Annotated in this window: 20 protein-coding genes; 4 read left to right on the top strand and 16 right to left on the bottom strand. The window is 67.4% G+C overall.

Annotated features, from left to right (window positions below; translation table 11 throughout):
* Positions 1-31 precede the first annotated feature (31 nt).
* Positions 32-931, top strand: coding sequence for a phosphatase PAP2 family protein (locus tag GD628_RS02950; RefSeq protein ID WP_091602186.1), 900 nt, complete (start codon positions 32-34; stop codon positions 929-931).
* Here the strand turns inward: GD628_RS02950 and GD628_RS02955 are convergent.
* The 5 genes from GD628_RS02955 to pdhA are packed head-to-tail and all read right to left on the bottom strand — an operon-like array spanning position 928 to position 6694.
* Positions 928-2157 (bottom strand): MFS transporter, encoded by a 1230-nt coding sequence (locus GD628_RS02955; protein ID WP_226802377.1) that lies wholly within the window; start codon positions 2155-2157, stop codon positions 928-930. The two genes, GD628_RS02950 and GD628_RS02955, sit on opposite strands and share 4 nt — an antisense overlap.
* Entirely contained in the window at positions 2136-2987 is an 852-nt protein-coding gene (locus GD628_RS16600; RefSeq protein WP_091602183.1) for an MBL fold metallo-hydrolase, read from the bottom strand. The genes GD628_RS02955 and GD628_RS16600 overlap by 22 nt, the downstream gene beginning before the upstream one ends.
* A gap of 51 nt (positions 2988-3038) precedes the next feature.
* The gene (locus tag GD628_RS02965) at positions 3039-4466 is read right to left on the bottom strand and encodes a dihydrolipoamide acetyltransferase family protein (RefSeq protein ID WP_226802312.1); all 1428 of its coding nucleotides are present in this window, start codon (positions 4464-4466) and stop codon (positions 3039-3041) included.
* Positions 4463-5533 (bottom strand): alpha-ketoacid dehydrogenase subunit beta, encoded by a 1071-nt coding sequence (locus tag GD628_RS02970; RefSeq protein ID WP_091602177.1) that lies wholly within the window; start codon positions 5531-5533, stop codon positions 4463-4465. Before GD628_RS02970 ends, GD628_RS02965 begins: the two co-directional genes overlap by 4 nt.
* A 12-nt stretch (positions 5534-5545) precedes the next feature.
* The gene (gene pdhA / locus GD628_RS02975; RefSeq protein ID WP_091602174.1) at positions 5546-6694 is read right to left on the bottom strand and encodes a pyruvate dehydrogenase (acetyl-transferring) E1 component subunit alpha; all 1149 of its coding nucleotides are present in this window, start codon (positions 6692-6694) and stop codon (positions 5546-5548) included.
* A gap of 209 nt (positions 6695-6903) precedes the next feature.
* On the opposite strand from pdhA, the gene GD628_RS02980 reads away from it, so the two are divergent.
* Positions 6904-7353, top strand: a complete 450-nt coding sequence (locus GD628_RS02980) for an Lrp/AsnC family transcriptional regulator (protein ID WP_152273778.1) — start codon at positions 6904-6906, stop codon at positions 7351-7353.
* Positions 7354-7451: 98 nt separating this feature from the next.
* Here the strand turns inward: GD628_RS02980 and GD628_RS02985 are convergent, their stop codons facing one another.
* From GD628_RS02985 to paaA, 11 genes are all read right to left on the bottom strand, one after another.
* Complete coding sequence (locus tag GD628_RS02985) at positions 7452-7715, bottom strand: DUF6480 family protein (protein ID WP_091602168.1); 264 nt, start codon at positions 7713-7715, stop codon at positions 7452-7454.
* 94 nt (positions 7716-7809) lie between these two features.
* Positions 7810-9060: a Dyp-type peroxidase gene (locus tag GD628_RS02990; RefSeq protein ID WP_152273779.1), complete on the bottom strand. Its 1251-nt coding sequence runs from the start codon at positions 9058-9060 to the stop codon at positions 7810-7812.
* Positions 9060-9665, bottom strand: a complete 606-nt coding sequence (locus GD628_RS02995) for a copper chaperone PCu(A)C (protein ID WP_152273780.1) — start codon at positions 9663-9665, stop codon at positions 9060-9062. The genes GD628_RS02990 and GD628_RS02995 overlap by 1 nt, the downstream gene beginning before the upstream one ends.
* A gap of 127 nt (positions 9666-9792) precedes the next feature.
* The gene (locus GD628_RS03000; protein ID WP_152273781.1) at positions 9793-10413 is read right to left on the bottom strand and encodes a copper resistance CopC family protein; all 621 of its coding nucleotides are present in this window, start codon (positions 10411-10413) and stop codon (positions 9793-9795) included.
* A gap of 55 nt (positions 10414-10468) precedes the next feature.
* Complete coding sequence (locus GD628_RS03005; protein WP_152273782.1) at positions 10469-11083, bottom strand: hypothetical protein; 615 nt, start codon at positions 11081-11083, stop codon at positions 10469-10471.
* Between the two features lie 168 nt (positions 11084-11251).
* A complete protein-coding gene (locus GD628_RS03010; protein ID WP_091602276.1) occupies positions 11252-12019 on the bottom strand; it encodes an enoyl-CoA hydratase/isomerase family protein in 768 nt (255 codons plus the stop codon).
* Positions 12020-12060: 41 nt separating this feature from the next.
* Complete coding sequence (paaE, locus tag GD628_RS03015; protein ID WP_091602153.1) at positions 12061-13221, bottom strand: 1,2-phenylacetyl-CoA epoxidase subunit PaaE; 1161 nt, start codon at positions 13219-13221, stop codon at positions 12061-12063.
* 3 nt (positions 13222-13224) lie between these two features.
* Positions 13225-13770, bottom strand: a complete 546-nt coding sequence (gene paaD, locus GD628_RS03020; protein WP_152273783.1) for a 1,2-phenylacetyl-CoA epoxidase subunit PaaD — start codon at positions 13768-13770, stop codon at positions 13225-13227.
* A gap of 5 nt (positions 13771-13775) precedes the next feature.
* Positions 13776-14594, bottom strand: coding sequence for a 1,2-phenylacetyl-CoA epoxidase subunit PaaC (gene paaC, locus GD628_RS03025; RefSeq protein ID WP_152273784.1), 819 nt, complete (start codon positions 14592-14594; stop codon positions 13776-13778).
* Positions 14591-14953 (bottom strand): 1,2-phenylacetyl-CoA epoxidase subunit PaaB, encoded by a 363-nt coding sequence (paaB, locus tag GD628_RS03030; protein ID WP_226802313.1) that lies wholly within the window; start codon positions 14951-14953, stop codon positions 14591-14593. Before paaB ends, paaC begins: the two co-directional genes overlap by 4 nt.
* A 2-nt stretch (positions 14954-14955) precedes the next feature.
* Positions 14956-15939 carry a 1,2-phenylacetyl-CoA epoxidase subunit PaaA gene (gene paaA / locus GD628_RS03035; protein WP_091602144.1) on the bottom strand — a complete coding sequence of 328 codons (984 nt, stop codon included), beginning with the start codon at positions 15937-15939 and terminating at the stop codon, positions 14956-14958.
* Between the two features lie 226 nt (positions 15940-16165).
* Here paaA and GD628_RS03040 point away from each other — a divergent pair, with 226 nt between their 5' ends.
* The gene (locus tag GD628_RS03040; RefSeq protein ID WP_152273785.1) at positions 16166-16723 is read left to right on the top strand and encodes a hypothetical protein; all 558 of its coding nucleotides are present in this window, start codon (positions 16166-16168) and stop codon (positions 16721-16723) included.
* A gap of 84 nt (positions 16724-16807) precedes the next feature.
* The gene (locus GD628_RS03045; protein ID WP_152273786.1) at positions 16808-18991 is read left to right on the top strand and encodes a S9 family peptidase; all 2184 of its coding nucleotides are present in this window, start codon (positions 16808-16810) and stop codon (positions 18989-18991) included.
* Positions 18992-19008 lie beyond the last annotated feature (17 nt).

Below are 19008 nucleotides of genomic sequence, written 5' to 3' on the forward strand. Positions count from 1 at the left end.
ACCTGCACCGAGGTATGGCACGCTGGAGGGGATGGATACGCGCAACCTCCTGAACAAACGGCGGCCCACCCGGCGCCAGGCCGGACATAACCCCGCCCTTTTCCTTTTCGCGGCGCTGCTGGCGGCCGCGGGGGCGGCGGTCACGTACTTTGGGTTCGTACGGACCACCACGGGCCAGCTGGCTGATGAGTCGGCATGGCGCGAGGCGGAGCTGGTGGATCCTGGAACCCGGCTCCCCGCGCTTCAGTTCCTGGACAGCCTGCCCCTGGCCTCGGTGTTCATCGCCCTGGCCGTCATCATTGCCGTAACCCTGTACCGGAAACGCTTCTCCCCCGCCGTCATCGCCATTGCCACCATGGCCGGCGCCAACCTGGTCACGCAGCTGCTGAAGAACCTGCTGCTGGACCGGCCGGACCGCGGCGTCATCACCCTGGACTTCAATTCCCTGCCATCGGGCCACACCACCATGGCGGCTTCGGCGATGGCGGCGGTGTTCCTGGTGTCCTCACCGCGCTGGCGGCCCGCTGTGGCAGTCCTGGGCGGCACCTACGCGGTGCTGGCCGGTTCGGCCACGTTCTTCAATCTCTGGCACCGGCCCGCGGACGTGGTTGCCGCCTTCTTCGTGGTCTCGGCCTGCACCCTGGTAGGCGGTCTCATCATGATGCGCACCAACCGCGGCTGGAACACCCTTCCGGCGGGCAGCCGGGGCGCAGCCGGAGGCCTGCTGACCGGCCTCTGCGCCGCAGCCGGGCTAGTGGCGCTGGCCTTCTCCGGGGCCGTCTACGCCTATGCGCGCTGGGGCGGAGGAGTGGCCGGCCTCGATGGGCGTCCGCTGTACTTCTGGTGCGGGCTCGCACTCATCGTCGGCGTGGGATACGTGCTGGCTGCCCTTGGCTCCTGGCTGTTCAGCCAGCAGGCCGGAGACCGCTAGGGGCCGATCCGGCGCCCTTTCGGTACGAACTTCCAGAGGACCGCCGCACCGGCCAGCCCCATGAGGGCAGTCGCCAGGATTCCGGCGGAGAGGGACACCGCTGCCGTCACGGCGGAGAGCAGTCCCGGGCCGCTGAGGATTCCGATGTCCGAGAGCAGCCGCCAGAGACCCAGGAACTGGGGGCGGCCCGGCTGCGGAGAGAAATCCGCCCCCAGCGTCATGACGATCCCGGAGCCGATTCCGTTGCCGAACCCGATCAGCAGCGCGGCCAGCAGCAGCTGGAGCGGCGTGGAGGTCAGCGGCAGCAGGCCAAGCCCGGCCGCCATGAACAGCATGCACGGCACGGCTACGGCACGGCGGCCCCGCAGGTCCATGACCCGTCCCGCCGGGTAGAAAATGAGCATGTCAATGCCCGCGGAGATGCCGTAGATCAGCGCTGTCTGGGCGGGATCTATCCCCAGGTGCTGAGCCCAGAGCGGGATCACGGCCTGCCGGGTGGCCCGCACCGCGGCAATCAGGAGCACCCCAATACCCACCGTGCCGAAGACCCGCGAATGGCTGCGGAGGATTGAGCCGATGGAGGGAGCGGCCACGGCTTCCACCGTGTCCTCCAGTTCCCCGTTCCGCTTCCCCGCGCGGGGCGTCCGGACACTGAGGTCCGGGACGGTGAGGCTCAGCAGGCCGGCAGCGAAGGCGGCCGCGGCGCCCACCCAGTAGGCGCCCGGCGTCCCGGCGAAGGACATCACACCGGCAGCGGCAAACGGGCCGATGAATACGCCGATGCGGTTTGACCCGCCCAGGGTTGAAAGCGCCCGCGCCCGGAAATGCAGGGGCACGGCTTCCGTGACGTAGCTTTGCCGCGCCAGCCCAAATACGGCGCCGGCCATGCCCACCATGAAGACGGCGAGGGCAAAGACCCCCAGCACCGGCACGGATGCCGCCAGCACCATGGCCAGCGCGCACCAGGCGGAGGCCCCCACGAGGGCCCATTTTTCCCCGAAGCGGGTGGTGACCAGTGTGGCCGGAACGTTGGTGAGCAGGGACCCTATGCCGGTCAGCGTGACGATCGCGGCGGCGAGGGCAACGGTGGCACCGAGGTCACGGGCGGTCAGCGCAATGACAGGGAGGATCGCCCCAATGGCCGTCCCGTACAGCACGGTGGGCCCAAAGGCAGGGACTGCGATGCTCCGCAGGCTGAAGGTATCTATTGCTTCAGCCACTTCCAGCGCGCCAGGGTGCGCAGCCGGGTCAGCAGCGCCCGGGACTGCTCCGGGCCGTAGGGAAGGATCGGAATGGCCTTGGTCATGTCTGTGGAGGCCTGGTCCATGGCACTGCGCGTCACGGCGACGGCGGTGCGCATCTTGTTCATCTGGGTGGTCACGAAGTCCATGTCCACGGGCTTGCCGTGTCCGGGCACCACCGTGCCGTACAGGTCTTCCAGCGCGGCGATCTTCCCCAGCGTCCGGATCCATTCCTTGGGATATGAGTCGCCGAAGTTCGGGTCGGCGCCCTGCTCCACCAGGTCACCGGCAAAAAGCACGTCCCCGGCGCCCACCAGCAGGTCATGGTCGGTGTGCCCGCGGCCCAGGTGGAACAGCGTCACGGATATGCCGCCCAGGTCCAGGTCCACGGGGGCACCGTCAACGAGCTTCCCGGGTGCCGTAACCGCGGTCCCCGGCCCGGTTCCCGCAGCCATGTCCGGCTCGACGGCGGCGACGGAGGCCCGCTGTTCCTCACCGGTAGCGGCGATCGTCCGGGCGCAGTCGCTGGTTGCCCAGATGTCTTCAACGCCGTTCTCCAGCAGGTAGGCGTTGCCGAAGAAATGGTCGAAGTGCGCGTGGGTATTGACGGCGGTCACCGGCAGGTCGGTCAGCTTCCGGATGCCGTCGAGCAGCGCTTTCGCCTGGACTGGACCGGCACCGGTGTCCACCAGCAGAGCCCGTTCCTGCCCGATGACCAGGCCGGAGTTCATTCCCCAGCCCGGACTGGACCGCACGTAGGTGTGCGGCGCCAGCTCCAGCCAGTCGCCGGCGGTCTGCGGGTGGGTCTCGGTCATGGCATCCGTCCTTCGGGTATCTGCGCTAACCAACCTACCGTGTGCCGGCGGTTACAGGTCAGCCAGGACGCTGCCCGGGTTCTCTATTGCGTCCGCGACGTAACGGAGGAATCCGCCTGCCGTGCCGCCGTCGCACACCCGGTGGTCGAAGACCAGGGTCAGCTCGGTCATTTTGCGAACGGCCAGCTGCCCGTCCACAACCCAGGGCTTGTCGATGATGCGGCCGATTCCCAGGATCGCCGACTCCGGGTAGTTGATGATTGCGGCGCTGCCGTCCACACCGAAGACGCCGTAGTTGTTCAGCGTGAAGGTTCCGCTGGTCAGTTCGGCCGGGGTGGCGGCACCGGAACGGGCCGACGCCGTCAGCCGCCGGATCTCCGCGTCCAGTTCCCTGGCACTGAGCTTTTCGGCGTGCCGGATGGAGGGGACCATCAGCCCGCGGTCGGTCTGCGCGGCGAAGCCCAGGTTGACGCCGTCGAACGCCACCAGCTCAGCGTCCGGTCCGGCACCTGCCACGTAGCGGGTATTCAGTTCCGGGAACCGGCGCAGGCCGGCAAGCGTAAACCGGGCCAGGAAAGCCATCAGGCCGGGAGTGTTCTCCGGGTCCCGGCGCTTGAGGTCGGCACGCAGTTCCAGCAGCGCAGTGGCATCCACGTCCACCCAGACGGTGGCTTCCGGGATTTCACTGCGGCTGGCGCTGAGGTTCGCCGCCACGGTGCGGCGCAGTCCCTTCACCGGGGTGCGGGACGTGACGGCCAGGCCGGAGCGGGGATCCGTGTCGCCCGCGGCCGGAGCCGCCGGCGAAGCCGGCACGGGCGCGGTTGAAGGGGCAGGCGCGGAACCGCCGCTGATGGCCAGTTCAACATCGCGGCGCAGGATCAGGCCGTCACGGCCGGTGCCGTGCACGGAACGCAGCGCGATCCCGGATTCGCGGGCCAGCCGGCGGACCAGCGGCGAGATGCACCGGGGAGCTTCGAGCGTGGCGGTAGCCGGGGCGGCAACTGCGGCTGCTGCAGCCGGTGCCGATGCCGATGCCGATGCCGGAGCTGGAGCGGCCGGGGCGGGTGCCGGGCGGCGCGGCGCCCGGGTGCGGCGGTTGGTGCCATGTCCTCCCGGAGTCCCGTAGCCAATGAGCACGTTGCCCGAACCCGCGCGTTCCTCCTGCCGGTAGGCTTCCCCGGCAGGATCCGGGTCAGCCGGCGCAGCTGGTGCGGTCTCGCCGGGCGCCGGAGCATCCGCCGTCGTGCGCACCGAGATCAGCGGCTTGCCGACGTCGATGCTCTCCCCCGCAGCGCCGTGCAGGGTCTCCACGACGCCCGCGAAGGGTGAGGGGACCTCCACCAGCGACTTGGCGGTCTCAACCTCGGCCACAGGCTGGTCCACCGCAATGGTGTCCCCTTCGGCAACGAGCCAGTTCACCAGTTCCGCGTCGGTCAGGCCTTCGCCCAGGTCCGGGAGCAGGAAAGTACGCACGCTCACTTGTCCTCCCACTGCAGTTCGTCAACGGTGTCCAGGATCCGGTCCACGCCGGGCAGGAAGAAGTGCTCCAGTTTCGGAGCCGGGTACGGGATGTCGAAGCCGGTGACGCGCAGCACGGGGGCGCCGAGGGAGTGGAAGCAGCGCTCCTGCACACGGGCCACGATTTCGGAGGCGACGGACGCGAAACCGGGGGCTTCGGAGATGACGACGGCGCGGCCGGTCTTGCGCACGGAAGCGCACACCGTCTCATCGTCGAAGGGGACGATGCTGCGGACATCGATGACCTCCAGGCTGCGGCCCTCGGCAGCGGCGGCTTCCGCGGCGGACAGCGCCGTTGAAACGGACGGCCCGTAGGCGATCAGCGTGGCGTCGGTGCCTTCGCGGGCTACGACGGCCCTGCCGATCGCGGCCTCGGCTTCCGGTGCGCTGTCCTCGAAGGGTGCGCTGTCCTCGAAGGGGGCGCGCAGCGCTGCGAGGTCAACGTCCTCCTTGGTCCAGTAGAGCTTCTTGGGTTCCAGGAAGACCACCGGGTCCGGGAAGCGGATGGCTTCACGCAGCATGGTGTAGGCGTCCGCGACGGTGGCCGGGGCGAGGACGGTCAGGCCCGGAGTGTGGGCGTAGTAGGACTCTGAGGAGTCGCAGTGGTGCTCCACTCCGCCAATTCCGCCGGCGTACGGAATGCGGATGACCAGGGGCAGCTTGACCTTGCCCCGGGTGCGGTTGGACATCTTGGCAACGTGGCTGACCACCTGCTCAAAGGCGGGGTAGGCGAACGCGTCGAACTGCATCTCCACCACCGGGCGGATGCCGTTCATGGCCATGCCCACAGCCATGCCCATGATGCCCGATTCGGCCAGCGGCGTATCGAAGCAGCGTTCCTCGCCGAAACGTTCGGTCAGGCCGTCGGTGATGCGGAAAACGCCGCCGAGCGGGCCAACGTCCTCACCGAACATCACCACGGTTGAATCCGCGGCCATTTCGTCTGCCAGGGCGGTGTTGAGGGCCTTCGCGAAGGTCAGGCTGACGCGGGTGTCTTCGGGCGCAGGCGCCTGTGCTGTGACTGTCATTGGTGGCTCCTGTTAGTCCTGTGCCCGGGAAAGCTCGTCGGCCAGCAGGGCAGCCTGCTCGCTGAGCTGCGGGGTGCGGCTGTCATAGACATAGTTGAAGAGGTCCATGGGCTCGGGCACTACGTCCGTGTTCAGCCCCTCGCGGATGCGGGCGGCAACCGTCTCCGCGGCGGCCTTCATGGCGTCCTCGGCCTCGTCGTCGAGCATGCCCAGCGACGTGAGGTAGGTCCGCAGCCGGGTCAGCGGGTCACGGGGAACCCACTTGGCGACGTCGTCGTCGGAGCGGTAGCGGGTGGCGTCGTCGGCGTTGGTGTGGGCCTGCATCCGGTAGGTGTGTGCCTCCACCAGGGCCGGGCCGCCGCCTTCGCGGGCCCGCTCCACTGCGGCGCCCAGCACGGCCAGCAGGGCCGCGGCGTCGTTGCCGTCCACCCGCTCGCCGGGCATGCCGTAGCCGATTGCCTTGTGGGCCAGGGACGGGGCAACGCTCTGGTTCTTCAGCGGAACCGAGATGGCGTATTCGTTGTTCTGGACGAAGAACACCACCGGTACGTGGAACACGGCCGCGAAGTTCAGTGCCTCGTGGAAGTCGCCTTCGCTGGTGGCGCCGTCGCCGCACATGGCCAGCACCACGGTGTTCTCGCCGCGCAGTTTGGCCGCGTGGGCCACGCCGACGGCGTGCAGCAGCTGGGTGGCGAGCGGAGTCGCCTGCGGTGCCACGTTGTGCTCGTACGGATCGTATCCGGCATGCCAGTCACCCTTGAGCAGGGTCAGTACCTGCAGCGGGTCCACGCCGCGGTGGACGACTGCAACGGTGTCGCGGTAGGTCGGGAACAGCCAGTCACCTTCGGCGAGCACCGCGGCAGCGGCCACCTGGCACGCTTCCTGCCCGTGGGAGGAGGGGTAGACCGCAAGGCGGCCCTGGCGAACCAGGGCATTGGCCTGGTCATTGATGCGCCGGCCGGAGACCAGGCCTTCGAAGGCTGCCTTCAGCGCATCGCCGTCGGGCAGGGGGTACTTGTCGCTGTGCCGGTGGGTGCCGTCAGCGTCGATCAGCTGGACGGGCTCGGCGGAGGGCAGCATGGTGGCGGTGCGGTCCTCGTTGTCCTCCGGCCGCGTGCCCTCTGCGGACCCGGCGCGTGTGTTGCCGGTGGGAATTGTCATGGGAATCTCCGTCTGCCGCGGCGGATGCCGGAGGGTTACCGGGCGTCCCGGAGCCTCCAGCGTGGATGGAATTTCTGTAAGCCCAGTATGCGGAACTGAACGATTCGCATCTACCGCGGGCGGAAATCCTAGATTTTCTGTATCCCAGTGCGTATTGTGATGGACAAGTTGCAAAAGTGAGCTGGATTACTTTGAAGGACGTAGACACTATGGCCCAGGCGCAGGCGGCGTTGGATGAGATCGATAAGCGGATCCTCGCGGAACTCACGAAGGACGGCAGGGCTTCGGTCAGTGCCGTGGCGGAAGCGGTCCACATCTCCCGGGCACACGCCTATTCGCGCATATCCAAACTGACCGGCTCCGGGGTCCTGACCCGGTTCACGGCGCTGGTGGATCCGGTCAAGGCCGGGCTCCGGTCCAGCGCATACGTCACCATGAAGGTCCGCCAGCAGTCCTGGCGCGAGCTCAAGGAATTCCTGCGCAAGATTCCGGAGGTGCACCACGTGGCCCTCGTCGGCGGAACCTTCGACGTGATCCTGCTGGTCCGGGCCGAGGACAACCTGCACCTCCGGCAGGTCATCTTCGACCAGCTGCAGTCCGCCCCCGGGGTCCTGGATACTCAGACGTTCCTGGTCTTCGAGGATCTCGACGTCCGCTGATCCACCCTCCCCCTCCCCCCTCATCGAGATGACAGAAACTGCCCGTTTGAAGCTTCAAACGGGCAGTTTCTGCCATCTCGATTTAGGCGGAGGGGACGCTAGTTCTCGTCATGCCCCTGGTCCATGCTCATCTGGTCTTCGGCGGGAGGGGTCTCCCCCGGCGGAACTCCGCCGCCGGGCTCGAGGCCGGTGATGTTGCCTTCGGCGGGATCAGGGTTCACCCGGCGGCCCTTCTCACCGCTGCCGGCATGGTTCCCGGTGCCCTCCTGAGTATCCGGACCCTTCTGGGCGGCAGCGTGGTCAGCTTCCTTGGGTTTGTCCGGATTGGCTGGATCATTGTTCGGATCATAGCTTTGCGTCATCGTGGCCTTTCGGTGATGTCCCGCAAGGGAGGAAACATTTAGTCAGCATGCTGACATTTCCAACCTAGCGGGACTACCGGCGGAGGAGCAATCCCTAGCTAAAGAGCCCCTCCCCCATGAATCCGCCCTCCGCAGCGCCCGGCGGCACGGCGAACACCGCCGAACCGATCGGCGTCGTCCACTCGTTGAGCAGGTCCAGCTTGTCCAACCGCTGCTGGATCGGCACGAACTGGCGGGTCACATCCGCCTGGAAGGCCACGAAGATCAACCCGGCATTGGAGACGCCGCCGCCCGGCTCCGGAGCGGCGTCGTAGTTGTACCCGCGGCGGAAGATCCGCTGGCGCGGATCGTCCGGACGCGCACGGCGCATGTGGGCATAGTCCGGGATGACCTTGAAGCCGAGCCCGGTCACCGCGTCGAAATCCGGTTCGTCACGCTCGGACTCGCCGGTGAGCGGAGCGCCGTTGTCCAGCTTCCGTCCCACCGATTCTTCCCTGCCGCGGCGGTCAAGCTCGTCCCAGGTGTCCAGGTTCATGGCGATCCGCCGGATCACCATGGAGGTGCCGCCTTCAAGCCACGCCGGGATCTCCGAGTCACCCCAGACCACCCGGTCGAATTCGGGGCTGCCGGGCAGCGCGTTGGCGCTGCCATCCACCTGGCCGAAGTGGTTCCGCATGGTGGTCCCGGCCTTTTCGGTGCCGTAGGCGCGCCGGAAGCCCGGCTGCACCCAGCGCACGACGGCGAACGCGCGGCTGTCCTTGAGCAGCATGCGCTGGGCGTGAGCCAGCGTCATCGGATCATCGGCGCACAGCTGGAGCACCAGGTCGCCGCCGCTCCAGCGGTCCTCCAGCCTGTCGACGCCGAAGGCAGGCAGCGGAGCCAGCCAGGCCGGGGCCATTTCCGGCGCGGCGGCGGCCAGCAGCCCTGGCCCGAATCCGAACGTCACCGTCAGCCGCGCCGGGTTCCGGGCCAGCTCCGGTTCGGTGTCTGCCAGCGCTGGTTCGCCCTGGGTCAGCGCGGCGGCGTCATCACTCAGCATCCGCAGCCAGGACCGGATGCGGTCCCGGCCGATGCCCTCGCGGAGGTCCAGGGCAACGAAAGCGGCGTAGGCTCCGGGCGGCGTGGCTATGCCGGCCTGGTGCCGTCCATAGAACGGAACTGTCTGGCGGCCGTTGCTTCCGGCCTCATCCAGCCCCGCGCGTTCCAGCTCCGTGCTTCCCTGCCCGAACCCCCGGCTGCCGGCCAGATGGCCGCCGGCAGCCGCAACCGCGCCCAGGCCCGCCGCGGCACCGCCGAAGAGCAGGCGGCGCCGGCCCACGCCCCGTGGTGTGGTTTCAGCGCTCATTAGTGGTCCGCAGTCCCATGGGTTTCAGTCCCGTGGGTCTCAGCCCCGCGGGTCTCAGTGCCGTGTGATCCGGCCCCGTGGCTCCCGGCGTCGTGGCCTTCGCCGGACCCGTAGCTTTCGTTTCCGCCGGCGAAGTCCTTGGCTACGGCGTCGACGTCCAGAGTGGAGCCGTCAGCCAGCTCGAGGGTGATCGTCACCGTGTCTCCGGCGAGCAGTCCGTCCGTCAGGCCCATCAGCATCAGGTGGCTCGCTCCGGGTTCCAGGAGGTAGTCGCTTCCGGCGGGGACCACGAATCCGCCTTCGATTTCGCGCATGACCATCGCGCCGTCGTCGTCCATTGCCACTTCATGCAGCTCCACGGTGGAGGCCGCGGGCGAACTGGCGGCGACGATGGTGAGGTCCTCGTCGCCGGAGTTTTCGAGGGTGCCGAAAGCGCCGGTCATTCCGTCTGCTTCTGCGGCCTTCGCCCAGGCTCCGGTCATGGACAGGGCTGCGGCATCATCCGGGGCAGGGGCCGTTTCGGCTGCGGGGTTGGAGGAGCCGCAGCCGGTGAGGGCCGCGGCGGACACGGCAAGGACGGCTGCGGCAAGGGTGAATTTCTTCATGTTTTCGGTACTCCAAAGGTGTGGTCCGCGTTTTTGGGCGCGGGAAAGGGAAGGGTGCGGCCGTGCCGGAGCACGTCCGCAGAAGGTGCCGCTGGGCGGCGGTGTTTGTGAGGTGCCTGCGTGCCGGTTAGGCGTCCGTGCCGCGGCGCTTCCTGGCCTGCGCAACGATGACATAAACCAGCAAAGCAACGAGGGCGACGCCGACAGCCGTCAGCACCCAGCCCATGGGGCCAAACGAGGTGCTGTCGGAAGAGGTGGCGGCCTCGGGCGAGGCAGTTTCCGCGGCGGCGGGGTCGCTGGCCGCCGGAGCAGCAGCAGACTCGGTGGCAGCCGGGGACGGGCTCTCGCCGGCGGGGCCGTTCACGGTGAAGCTGAAGGTGCCGGTGATCGGGTGTCCGTCGCTGGATACCGCACGCCAGTTGACCTTGTAGTCGCCGGCCTCAAGGGCGGGAACGGACTGGACCAGGGTTTCGCGTGTCAGGACCGGCTCGGACTCGGCGAGGTTGGTACCAGCGGAGCCTTCGACGATGACCTGGTTGCCCAGGTCCATGAGTTCTGAACTGAAGACCAGTTCAATCTCGGAGGGAGCGGCGTCCAGGACGGCACCGTCCGCCGGGTTGGAGGACACAAGTTCATCGTGCGCGTGTGCCGGTGCTGCAAGGAAGAGAACCGCTGCGAATGCGGCGAGGAGAGCTGCGGCAAGGAGCGAGGCGCGCGTGCGGGCCTGGCGGTAAAAAGAGGTAGGCATAACTGCTTTCCGTTCCGGGAAGGAACTGGGATTCGTGTGGGTGCGCGGAGTGCGCCTAGCTGGACACGAATGCAGCAGGTGGGCCCCGGTGCCGGAGCGTGAGGAGGGGAATGCCGAGGTTCCGCAGCCCAAGGGGGCGCACGGCCAGGACGGAAGCGATAGGGCGGGGAAGGTGCGCTGGGCGGAAGAACGGCAGCAGTGCACCGGGCCGGACACCGAGCGCTTCGATGAGGCGGACCAGTGTCCGTTCGCCGTGGGCAATGATCCACACCGTGGCCACCGCGGCCAGGGCGTGGCTGGCCCACATCAGGAGGCCGTGGGAGGGGGCCGGCGCTGCGGCCATTGCCGTGGCAGTTCCGGTCCCTGCCAGTGAGTGGCCTGTGTGGTGGGCGTGGGCGGAACCCGCATCCACGGCGGCTGGAGCCGAACCGAAGCTGAAGATGAGGTGGAAGAGTCCCTGGCTGAACGCCACGGCGGTGCCGAGCCGGAGCAGCGAGAGCCCGCGTCCGGCGAGCAGGCAGCTGACCATGCCGGAGACTGCGAGGCAGAACAGGACGAGGGCGGGTTCGGGAGCTGCTCCGCCGCCAAGCATGTGCGACGCAGCAGCGACGGCCGTGGCCGCGAATGCTCCGGCCCAGCCGCGCACCAAGCGTGCGGCACGCGCTGTCATCGGTCCTCCTCAGGCACCGTGTACCGGGCGGGATCGCAACCGGCCCTGTAATTCTCGCGAAGTTTCGACGCCGTGTCGAATATCCACTCCCCGTCACCGTCGAGATGGCAGAAACTGCACGTTACAGGGCTGTATCGTGCAGTTTCTGCTATCTCGATGACGGGAGGGCTAGCCCTTGAACACCGGCTTGCGCTTCTCCTTGAACGCGGCGAAACCTTCGGCATAGTCCTCGGTGCCGCACAGCACGCCCTGCGCCTTGTTCTCGTCTTCAACCGATTCCCATAGGCCCAGGCGGGCATCGCGGATCTGCGCCACGAGTTCCTTGGACGCGCGGAAGGCTCCGGTGGCGCCGGAGGCAACGCGGGCAACCGTGGCCCGGGTGCTTTCGAGCAGCTCATCGGCCGGGAAGACCCGGCTGAACAGGCCAGCGGCAACGGCTTCGGCGCCGCTCATCAGGTCTGCTGTGTAGATCAGGTCCAGGGTACGGTGGGCGCCCAGCCGCTCGGTGAAGAGCCAGTGCCCACCCGAATCCAGGGTTGCCCCCAGGTTCGCGAACGGGGAACCGATCTTCGCATTGTCCGCCACATAGACCACGTCCGTGGCCACCAGCAGGCCAAGCCCGACGCCGAGGCAGGCGCCCTGGGCGGCCGCGAAGGTGGGTGCCGGGAAGGCTGCCATCTTCTTCAGCAGCGGGGTGACGAGGTCACCCAGGTAGGCATAGGCGTCGTCTTCGGCCGGTACGACGCCGGAGATATCGCGTCCGGCGCAGAAGGCCCGTCCTTCCCCGCGCAGCAGGAGGGCGCGCACTCCGGCGGCAGCGGCGTCGTCGTAGGCCCTGGACAGGTCCGCAAGAGCCTGCTCATCCAGGGAGTTGAGCTTGTGCGGGGCCGTCAGCACGATCTCGGCAACGCCGTCGGAGATGCTGAGTTGGACCATGGATTCGGTCTGGTTCTGCTCGCTCATCGGTGGCTTCGTTCCTAGGCGTCGTAGTCGACGGTGACTTCGGGGCTGGTGGGGCGGCTCTGGCAGGTCAGGATGTAACCCTTTTCGATTTCATCCGGTTCCAGTGCGTAGTTTTCTTCCATTTCCACGGTTCCGGAAACAACCTTGGCGCGGCAGGTGCCGCAGACGCCGCCGGCGCAGGCGAACGGAACATCCGGCCGGACGCGGAGCGCGGCGTTCAGGATCGATTCGCGGGCGTGGGTGGGGCTGGCCACCTTGCCCTGCAGCCCGTCCAGCCGGAAGCTGATCTCGAAGTTGTCCGCTGACGGGTCCACCTGGACCGGGCGGCCAATCTGGCCCTCGGGCTTTCCGGGCTGGCCCGTGGTGAAGAGTTCAAAACGGACCTTTTCCGACTCGACGCCGCGCTCGGCCAGGGTGTCCCGGCACAGCTGCACGAGTTCGAACGGGCCGCAGAGGAACCACTCGTCCACGTCGCGCGTGGGGAGCACGGACTCGATAAGCGCGGAGAGCTTCTCCGCGTCGATGCGGCCGGAGAGCAGCGGAGAAATACGCTGTTCACGGGAGAGCACGTGGTGCACGGCAAAGCGGGCCGGGTACTTGTCCTTAAGGTCCGCCAGTTCCTCCAGGAACATCACGTCCATGGCAGCCTTGTTGGCGTAGACCAGGTCAAAGCGGACGTTCTCCGAGGCTGCGAGGACGGTGCGGGCAATCGAAATTACCGGGGTGATGCCGGAGCCGGCGGCGACGGCGACGAACACGTTCTCATCGGTGACGTCAATGTCTTCTGGATGGTTCAGGGCCGTCATCGGGTGCTTGGAAATGAAACCGCCGGTGGGGCTCATGACGTCCAGGACGTCTCCGGCCTTGAGGTTTTCATTGGCCCAGGTGGAGAACTTGCCGCCGAGGTCCCGCTTGATGGCAACCCGGATCTCTCCTGGCCGGGGCTCGGCGCAGATGGAGTAGCTGCGGCGGATCTCCGCCCCGTCCAGGGTGGTGCGCAGGGCGACGTACTGGCCCGGCAGGTAATCGAAGGAACCGGCCAGCTCTTCGGGAACCGCGAAGGTGACTTCGATGGCGTCTTCGGTGAGCCGGCGGACAGCACTGACCGTCAGCGGGTGGAAGGCGGTGCGGCGCGAGGCGGGAGCTGCGCCTGCCTCGGTGGTGGAGGTTGTCATGGTTTAGAGCACCTTGAAGTAGTCGAAGGGTTCCTGGCAGTCGCGGCAGACGTACAGCGCCTTGCAGGAAGTAGAGCCGAAGCGTGTCATTTCACGCGTGTTGAGTGAGGAGCACTGGGGGCACTTGACGCTCAGGCCCAGCCGCACGGGCCCGGCAGCGGCCCGGCCGGTGGGCGGGGCAATGCCGTACTCGTTGAGCTTGGTCTTGCCGGATTCGCTCATCCAGTCCGTGGTCCAGGCCGGGGCCAGGACCAGGTCCACCTGGACCTGGCCGTAGCCGGCGGCACGGAGCGCGGCGGTCACGTCGTCGCGGATGGCGTCCATAGCGGGGCAGCCGGAGTAGGTGGGGGTGATGGCCACCCGCACCGCATTGTCCGCCTGCACCTCCACGGAACGCAGCACACCCAGATCCTCGATGGTCAGGACCGGAATTTCCGGGTCACAGACTGTCGCCGCGACATCCCACGCTGCCGCTGATGCGGGGTCCGCGGGGCGCAGCTGCGTACTGGCTGCGGCGTCGACGGCGGGGGCTGCCTCAGTCTCGTTCATGGCAGTTACCAGGTTGCGCCGGGGTGCTGGCGGGCCAGGACCTGGAGCTCAGCCAGGATGTAGCCGAGGTACTCGCTGTGTTCGCCGCGGCGTCCGCCGCCCGGTGCGGGCTGCACTTCGGGGACTTCAAGCTCGGCTTCAGCCAGTACGGCGCCTACCTTCTCATCGAAGGTTGCACGGAGCGTGGAGGGTGCGACGGCGATGCCGTCGAGGGAGCGGACCAGGTCATCATCCTCGAACAGTTCACCCACGTACGGCCAGGTGAGTTCCAGCGCGCGGATCATGCGGGTGCGTGATTCCTCGGTTCCCTGGCCCAGGCGCAGCACCCACTGGGCACTGTGGTCCCGGTGGTAGTCGACTTCCTTGACGGCCTTGGCTGCGATGGCGGCCAGGGTCTCGTCCTTGGAGGAAAGCATGGCTGTGTAGAGCTCGTACTGGAAGAAGGAAACCACCAGCTGGCGGGCGATCGTCTTGGCGAAGTCGCCGTTTTCCTGCTCCACGATGTGCGCGGAACGGTATTCCTCTTCGCCGCGCCAGTAGGCGAGGTCGTCCTCGGTCTTGTCCCAGGCGGTGCCGGCATAGGTGAGGAAAGACCGGGCGTGGCCAAGCAGGTCCAGGGCGATATTGGAGAGGGCAATGTCCTCTTCGAGTTCCGGAGCCCGGGCAACCCACCAGCCAAGGCGCTGCGCCAGGATCAGTGCGTCATCGCCGAGGCGCAGGGCGTACTCGGCAACGGCTTCCGGGGCCTTGGCGTCGGAGGCTGCGATGTCCTCCGGGCGGAGGGCGTTGCCCGGGGTAATGCGGGTGGCGCTGTCCGTGTTCACAGGTGCTTCACCCCTTCTGACTTGCGGTAGTACGTGGCGTGCCGGTAGTCCTTGCCCTGCGGGGACTCGAAGAACTGCCCCTTGGCATCGGGGTCGGAAGAGATGATGGCCTCCGCCGGAACCACCCACAGGGAAATGCCTTCGTTGCGCCGGGTGTAGAGGTCACGTGCGTTGCGCAGCGCCATGTCGGCGTCGGGCGCGTGCAGCGAACCGGCGTGGACGTGGGAGAGGCCGCGTGAGGAGCGGACAAAGACTTCCCAGAGCGGCCAGGCCGCGTTGACGCCCGTGTCAGGCTCCACCGAACCGGACGTTGCCGCCGTCTTGGTGCCGTCGTCGCCCGTTGTCGAACCGGAAACCATGCTTATGCCACCTCAGTCTTTCGTGCCTGCTTTGCCGCGTAGGCTGCTGCTGCTTCGCGCACCCAGGCGCCGTTCTCGTGTGCTTCGCGGCGGCGGGCCAGCCGCTGCGAGTTGCACGGGCCGCGTCCTGCGAGGACTTCCTTGAACTCGTTCCAGTCCAGCGGTCCGTGCTCCCATTTGCCGGTTTCTTCGTTGAACCGGATCTGGTCATCGGGCAGGGTCAGGCCAAGGACCTTCACCTGCTCGTAGATCATGCCGACGAAGCGCTGGCGCAGTTCGTCATTGGAGAAGCGCTTGATGTTCCACGCCATGGACTGGCGGGAGTTGGGGGAATCGTCATCCGGCGGGCCGAACATCATCAGGGCCGGCGCGTACCAGCGGTTGATGGCGTCCTGGGCCATCTGCTTCTGGGCCTCGGTGCCGTTGGCGAGCTCAAGCAGGATTTCGAATCCCTGGCGCTGGTGGAAGGACTCTTCCTTGCAGATGCGGACCATGGCACGGCCGTAGGGGCCGTAGGAGGCGCGGCACAGCGGAACCTGGTTGCAGATCGCTGCGCCGTCGACGAGCCAGCCGATTGCGCCCATGTCCGCCCAGCTGCGGGTGGGGTAGTTGAAGATGCTGGAGTAGCGCGCCTTGCCGGCGATCAGGTCCTCGGTCATCTTCTCCCGCGGCGTTCCGAGCGTCTCGGCGGCGGAGTAGAGGTAGAGGCCGTGGCCTGCCTCGTCCTGGACCTTGGCCAGGAGGATGGCCTTGCGCTTCAGTGAGGGTGCGCGGGTGATCCAGTTGGCTTCGGGCTGCATGCCGATGATCTCGGAGTGCGCGTGCTGGGAGACCTGGCGGACCAGGGTTTTCCGGTAGCCTTCGGGCATCCAGTCACGCGGTTCGATCCGCGAATCGTCGGCGATGACCGCATCGAATGCTGCCTGTCCGGCTGCGTCATCATCCTGCTGGGCCGGGACTGCGTACAACTCTGTCTGCGTAGCCATAGATGTCACCTCACTGTTTTCCACGGGGCCGCGGACAGCTCCGCGGAAGTCGTTCGGCCAATAATTACCGACCGTTCGTTCAGGATATGCGTGTGAGCGATCGCACGTCAAGGCGGATCGCGATTCCTGCGGCCTGCGGCGGTGTGGCAGGCAGGCGCCGTGGACGCGGGGTGTCCGGGCAGGGGCTACCTTTGAACTAACAGCCCCGGCAAGGAGGAAGCAGAGCATGGCAGCAAGCGGAGCGCCTGAAGGCACCCGGGTGCGTCCGGCCGCCGACGCGGCTTCCGCCCCGGGCCTGGCCGCGCACCTGCTGGTGCCCATCCTGCTGGGCCTGCTGGGGTTCTGCGCCGTTGCCGCTGCCGTGGCCTCCACCGGAGGCACCCTCGGCATCACGGTCAGCGGGCTGGGCGTGGTCCTGACGCTCCTGGCCGCCGCGGCCGCCACGCCCCGGTACCTGCCCGTGGCCCTCGCGGGAAGGCCCGGGCGCCCGCTGGCCGTCCTGGCCGGCGTCGCACTGGCGCATGTCCTTCTGTACTGGACCACAGGCAGCACCGTCATCCTGGCCCTGCCGGCCTTTCCGGTCGCTGCCGCCGGCGGCTGCCTCCTGCTCGCAACCTCCCTGTGGTCCCAGTTCCGCCGCGGGCCCGCCGGCCAGGACCCGGCATACACGAGGGGCGTCCAGATCCGCAGGCCCTTCGCCCACACCCTGGCCCTGGTGGTAGCCAACTGGGTGTTCTTCGCCGCGGCAGGCATGTTCAGCGCCTGGATCCTGCTGGGCCGCTAGGCACGCTGCTGCGGAGCATAAGCCGCCAGCATAAAGGGGGCGCGGCCCGTCGCGGGCTGACAGACGGATCGATATATTCGGGACATGACTACACCTGTTCCCCCGGCCGCGAAAAAAGTCCCCGTCGAACGCACGCACCACGGTGAGACGTTCACCGATGACTACGAATGGATGCGGGAAAAGGACAACCCGGAGGTGGTTGAGCACCTGAACGCGGAGAACGCCTACACCGAAGCGGTTACCGCGGACCAGGAGCCGCTGCGGCAGCAGATCTTCGACGAGATCAAGGCCCGCACCGTTGAAACGGACCTGTCCGTTCCTGCCCGCAAGCGCGGCTGGTGGTACTACACCCGCACCGAAGAAGGCCAGCAGTACGCGATCCACTGCCGCACCGCGGCGCAGGACACCGGCGATCTGCACGCGGACTGGACACCACCCGTCGTCGAACCGGGCGTCGCCGTGCCCGGGGAACAGATCCTGATTGACGGCAATGCCGAAGCCGAAGGCAAGCCGTTCTTCTCCCTGGGCGGGCTGGCCGTCACCGAGGACGGCAATCTGCTGGCCTACTGCGAAGACAACGCCGGGGATGAACGCTTCACCCTGCGGATCAAGGACCTGCGCACCGGCGAACTGCTGCCCGACGTCGTCTCCAACGTTTTCTACTCCCTGGCCTTCTCCCCGGACGGCACCCGCGTCTTCTACACGGTCGTCGATGATTCCTGGCGTCCGTACCAGATCAAGGCCCACACCCTGGGTACGGACGTCAGTGAAGACGCCGTGATTTACCAGGAGGACGACGTCGCCATGTGGACTGGTTTCGATCTTTCCGCGGACCGGAAGCAGCTGCTGATCGGCATCAGCTGCTCGGAATACAGCGAATACCGGGTGATGGATTTCGACGACGCGTCGGACACCCTCCGGACCCTGATTCCACGCAGCGAGCGGATCCTCTACGAAGCCGAGCCGTTCACCCGGGATGGCGTGCGCCAGTACCTGGTAACGCACAACAAGGACGCCCTGAACTCGATGGTGTCCCTGGTGGCCGAGGGCGAGTTCGCCAAGCCGCTGAGCGAGCAGCACTGGCAGACCGTAGTGGCGCACGACGACGCCGTGCGGGTCAACGGCGCGTCCGTCACCTCCACGCACGTCCTGGTGTCGGTGCGCAAGGACACCACCGAGCGCGTGCAAATCCTGCCGCTGGCCGGGATCGGCACCCCGGAGCAGGAATCCCCCGCCGAACCCGCCTTCGACGAGGAGCTCTACACCGCAGGCCTGACCAACGCGGAATATGATTCGCCGATCATCCGGCTGAGCTACACGTCCTACCTGACCCCTCCGCGGGTCTACGACTACGTGCTGGCCACCGGCGAGCTCCAGCTGCGCAGGGAAACCCCGGTGCGCGGCGGCTACGACCCCGCGCAGTACGTCGTGGAACGCGACTGGGCCACGGCATCCGACGGCACCCGGATTCCGCTCTCTGTCCTGCGCCGGGCCGAGGTGGTCAGGGACGGATCCAATCCCGCCCTGGTCTACGCCTACGGCAGCTACGAAGTCTCCATGGACCCGGCCTTCAACATTGCCCGGCTGTCCCTGCTGGACCGCGGCGTCGTCTTTGTGGTGGCGCATATCCGCGGCGGCGGCGAGATGGGCCGCACCTGGTATGACCAGGGCAAGAAGCTGAACAAGAAGAACACCTTCACGGACTACGTGGCAGCCACCGACCACATGGCGGCGTCCGGCTGGGTTGACCCGGCACGGATCGCGGCCATGGGCGGCTCCGCCGGCGGGCTGCTGATGGGCGCCGTCGCGAACCTGGCGCCGGAGAAGTACCGCGCGATCGTGGCGCAGGTGCCGTTCGTGGACGCTCTGACCACCATCCTGGATCCCAACCTGCCGCTGTCCGCGCTGGAGTGGGAGGAATGGGGCAACCCGATCACCGATCCGGAGGTGTACCGCTACATGAGCGAGTACAGCCCGTATGAGAACGTGCGTGCCGTTGATTATCCGCGCATCGCCGCGGTCACCAGCTTCAATGACACCCGCGTGCTCTACGTGGAGCCGGCCAAGTGGGTGGCAAAGCTGCGTGAAACCACCACCGGCTCCGAGCCCGTGGTGCTGAAGATCGAAATGGACGGCGGGCACGGCGGCGCCTCCGGCCGTTACGAGGCCTGGAAGGACCGCGCCTGGGACTACGCCTTTGTGCTGTCCGCGCTGGATGCCCGGGATCTGCTTCCGGGCGTCAGCTCACCGGCTGCTGCCGCCCGGTAAGGAGCAGCAAAGAACGA

It is taken from the genome of Arthrobacter koreensis, assembly GCF_009193255.1.
Taxonomy (GTDB): Bacteria; Actinomycetota; Actinomycetes; order Actinomycetales; family Micrococcaceae; genus Arthrobacter_B; species Arthrobacter_B koreensis.

Coding starts and splice junctions, on each gene's coding strand:
- GD628_RS16600 (WP_091602183.1), bottom strand. CDS start 2,987: ATGACCGAGACCCACCCGCAGACCGCCGGCGACTGGCTGGAGCTGGCG.
- paaA (WP_091602144.1), bottom strand. CDS start 15,939: ATGGCTACGCAGACAGAGTTGTACGCAGTCCCGGCCCAGCAGGATGAT.
- GD628_RS02950 (WP_091602186.1), top strand. CDS start 32: ATGGATACGCGCAACCTCCTGAACAAACGGCGGCCCACCCGGCGCCAG.
- GD628_RS02995 (WP_152273780.1), bottom strand. CDS start 9,665: ATGAAGAAATTCACCCTTGCCGCAGCCGTCCTTGCCGTGTCCGCCGCG.
- paaE (WP_091602153.1), bottom strand. CDS start 13,221: ATGACAACCTCCACCACCGAGGCAGGCGCAGCTCCCGCCTCGCGCCGC.
- paaB (WP_226802313.1), bottom strand. CDS start 14,953: ATGGTTTCCGGTTCGACAACGGGCGACGACGGCACCAAGACGGCGGCA.
- GD628_RS02980 (WP_152273778.1), top strand. CDS start 6,904: ATGGCCCAGGCGCAGGCGGCGTTGGATGAGATCGATAAGCGGATCCTC.
- paaD (WP_152273783.1), bottom strand. CDS start 13,770: ATGAACGAGACTGAGGCAGCCCCCGCCGTCGACGCCGCAGCCAGTACG.
- GD628_RS03010 (WP_091602276.1), bottom strand. CDS start 12,019: ATGGTCCAACTCAGCATCTCCGACGGCGTTGCCGAGATCGTGCTGACG.
- GD628_RS02970 (WP_091602177.1), bottom strand. CDS start 5,533: ATGACAGTCACAGCACAGGCGCCTGCGCCCGAAGACACCCGCGTCAGC.
- GD628_RS03000 (WP_152273781.1), bottom strand. CDS start 10,413: ATGCCTACCTCTTTTTACCGCCAGGCCCGCACGCGCGCCTCGCTCCTT.
- GD628_RS02990 (WP_152273779.1), bottom strand. CDS start 9,060: ATGAGCGCTGAAACCACACCACGGGGCGTGGGCCGGCGCCGCCTGCTC.
- GD628_RS02985 (WP_091602168.1), bottom strand. CDS start 7,715: ATGACGCAAAGCTATGATCCGAACAATGATCCAGCCAATCCGGACAAA.
- GD628_RS03005 (WP_152273782.1), bottom strand. CDS start 11,083: ATGACAGCGCGTGCCGCACGCTTGGTGCGCGGCTGGGCCGGAGCATTC.
- pdhA (WP_091602174.1), bottom strand. CDS start 6,694: ATGACAATTCCCACCGGCAACACACGCGCCGGGTCCGCAGAGGGCACG.
- GD628_RS03045 (WP_152273786.1), top strand. CDS start 16,808: ATGACTACACCTGTTCCCCCGGCCGCGAAAAAAGTCCCCGTCGAACGC.
- GD628_RS03040 (WP_152273785.1), top strand. CDS start 16,166: ATGGCAGCAAGCGGAGCGCCTGAAGGCACCCGGGTGCGTCCGGCCGCC.